2 protein-coding genes are annotated in these 3,079 nt (G+C 34.6%); both read right to left on the minus strand.

The features are described 5' to 3' along the window. Positions 1–565: 565 nt before the first annotated feature. The gene (locus J7K39_10235) at positions 566–1,510 is read right to left on the minus strand and encodes a retron St85 family RNA-directed DNA polymerase (protein MCD6180267.1); all 945 of its coding nucleotides are present in this window, start codon (positions 1,508–1,510) and stop codon (positions 566–568) included. Between the two features lie 180 nt (positions 1,511–1,690). Then, positions 1,691–2,530: a retron St85 family effector protein gene (locus tag J7K39_10240; protein MCD6180268.1), complete on the minus strand. Its 840-nt coding sequence runs from the start codon at positions 2,528–2,530 to the stop codon at positions 1,691–1,693. Between the last annotated feature and the right edge of the window lie 549 nt (positions 2,531–3,079).

Below are 3,079 nucleotides of genomic sequence, written 5' to 3' on the forward strand. Positions count from 1 at the left end.
ATGATGATAGGACCGGAACCAATAATCATTATCTTTTTTATATCCGTGCGTTTTGGCATATCTCACTAACAATATATTTTTGTGCTCATATTTTCAAGAAAGAAAAAGCTACGGCAGGATTTGGGTGAAGTGCCGAAGGCAAAAATCTGATATACGCCGTTGAGAGCTTACGCACCTATTCTTTCTTTGCCCTTTTTCGGTCAACGAATAACGTCCCCTTGATACTCTACTGAGTTCACTAGCTTGGCATAGATTTGCTATGTGACTTCTAACCTAATGCGGTGTGCTGATTTTCCTCTCCACTTGGTTTCTCTTAAATCTTTTTCAGTTAACTGTATGAAACGGGGAGCCTCTTGTATATCTGCTGTAACCCAGCTTCTCCGCTAAGTGAGTTTACACTTTTGAGAATTGCTATTTCCCAAACATTCACCTTAAATCTCCTATTCTATCTCAATGGCGTATAATGTTTGAGCATTTACGAACTTGCGAAGCAAGTTAGGCAAAGTAAAACGAAGCCGTAAATGCTTTGTTATGCGTTTGTTGACATTTCTCATTAACATATACCTCAAACAGAATTCGATTTCTTTATCAATTGATTCCAATAATTATTCATTTGTTCAAAAGATTCTTTATCAACACTTTTTAGATAATTCAGCCAACCTATTATGGATGCTTTATTGGTATACTTATCATCTTTACTCAAATTGAATAAAAAATGATGTATCACAGCCCTCATTTGTTTTTTCTTCTTTTTGCCAATTCCAAATTCAGGTTCAGAATTATTTTTTACTAGTCCAGTTATTGAACATCTCTTTCTTGGCCCTAAGACTCTTAACTTATCCATATTGGGTTTAAGATGTTCCGATTTAATAATCTTGATAATTCTCGGCAAGGATAGAGAAAGTGTAGCCGGATTATTTGAAGACAAAGTTATATCATCTGCATACCTCGTATATATAATATTTCTTCTCGAGGTATAACCTGCAATCCTTCTATCAAGTTTTGCCGCAATTAAATTTGATAGTGAAGGGGAAGTAACAGCACCTTGTGGTAAACTCCCATCGCAAGTACAAAGCCTCGCAAGAATAGACGCAGCTTTTTTAGAATAACCAATGAGCAAAAATACTTTTGCTGCTCGTCTAATAGAAATTGATGAAAAAAAATCTTCTAAATCCAATAATACGAAATGCCTGTTATTGGAATGTGGAGTTACATTGTCTGAAATATTCCTATTTTTAATATAAGCTGTAGCAAATGTAGTAGGACTAAGTTTATCTAAAATATTTCTGAGTATCCAAGCCTGAATCGCTTTTAAATCTTTCCTTGGTTGTCTTATTTCACGAAGTTTTCCATTCGACTTTGGTATTTTATACTTTTTATAATATCTATGGGGAAATTTACTGAGCATTTTAATCCGCTCTGGGGTAATATGCATTAAAGATGCCAGTTCTTCCTCATCGGAAAACACAGGTAGATTCAATAATCTTAAAAGTTCGCTGTTACTTTTCATTGTGAACCAAATGGGGTGAAGCAAACGTCACTTACTCATAGCATCGCGCAGCGACGAACGAAGAACGAAGTGATTCGTTCCGCGAATGGTTTCCGAATAGGAAACCATGAGGGCAGTAATGCCTCTGTTTGCATCCGGAGTGGCGAAACACCACTCAAGCTTGTCAAATGACAAGCTTGGCTAAGATCCTTTTGCTTCACCCCAAATCCTCTGGTAATTCCTCCTAAGAGTTAAGTTTAATGCTTCTAATCTAAGTTTTGTCAAAAATGATGAAATCATGCGTGCTTTCTTTCTTGTCTCATTGCCATAAATCAAATTATCTATACCTTTGGAAGTTGTTGAAAGATTCCCTGAACTAAGAGATACCTTTCTTTCATTAATTAAGCTATTTATAACCGTTTCAGCCGCAGTAACCACTATTTTTTCCCCACTGATGGCAAGTGCTCTTGAAATAGTAAGAATAGCATCTTTTGGTATTGGGTCAAAAATATAGATTAATGCTAAATAGAATCTATAGGCAGAAATAGGATTTGATAAGTCTCTTATTGGCGAAGAATGTTTAGCCACATCACGAGCAGAATCGGCTATTTGTTTAACAAGCTTATATAAATTGCTACTATCCATCGATGAGAATACAACTTTACTTTGGGTCTTTGTTTCTAGATATCGAATTGGCCCTAAATTTATAAAACTTTTTCTTCGAGTAAATCTTGGATCATTTATAACAATAAGTTTGTCATTTAGCTTTTCGTAATTCGCAAAGGCACCTAATTCAGTAAAAGTGCCCGGACTTTGGAGCAAGACAACAACAGCATTTACACTATTAGCAAGGAGATTTTCTAAGGTTAGCAAATCTTGTTTCTGATGTCCAAGTATAAGCTCTATAAATATATCTTCAGGATAGTAAACAGTATACTTATATTTAGAGAGCATCCCGGATATTTTTTCCCCAACTTTTCTTCGAAATTTTTCTTTTTCTGGACCACTACCACCACACAGAAAAATAGATATTTCGTTCAAGCTTTGCGATCCATTTAAAAATCGGTTTTTTAACCTACCCGCTATCTCGATAATATTAGGATTCAAAACTGAAAACCCTCCAATATCAAAATACCTATTTTAAATTAAAGCATTAAAATTAGTAAACGTCAATGACGCATAACTTGTTTATATTAGAACCAAGTTCCGATATTCTTCCAATTTTGGGGTATATCTGAACCAGTTCGGATATACATCTTTCTAATAAGTGAGGGGCAAAACTTACATGTTTCCCTTTATTTTGGCTTGGAAATAGCCATTTAGCAGGTCTGCATTCTCTCCAATACTCTCGCAAGGTCTTCAAAGTCACATCCAAAAACTGTTTCATTACTTAGACAATTATCATAAAAAGCTCCAAAAAACCAGAGGTTTTTACGGTAAATCGTAGATTTGTTATAATCATTAATTTTTGTAAATAAATCTTTTGTATTTAAAGATACCACACTATATTTGCAAACCTTTCAATTGATGTATAATAGCGAAAATGATAACCATAAAGTGTGCTAAATGTAGAAAAAAGATTTTCAGATA

The organism is Bacteroidales bacterium (assembly GCA_021157585.1).
Lineage (GTDB): Bacteria > Bacteroidota > Bacteroidia > Bacteroidales > UBA12170 > UBA12170.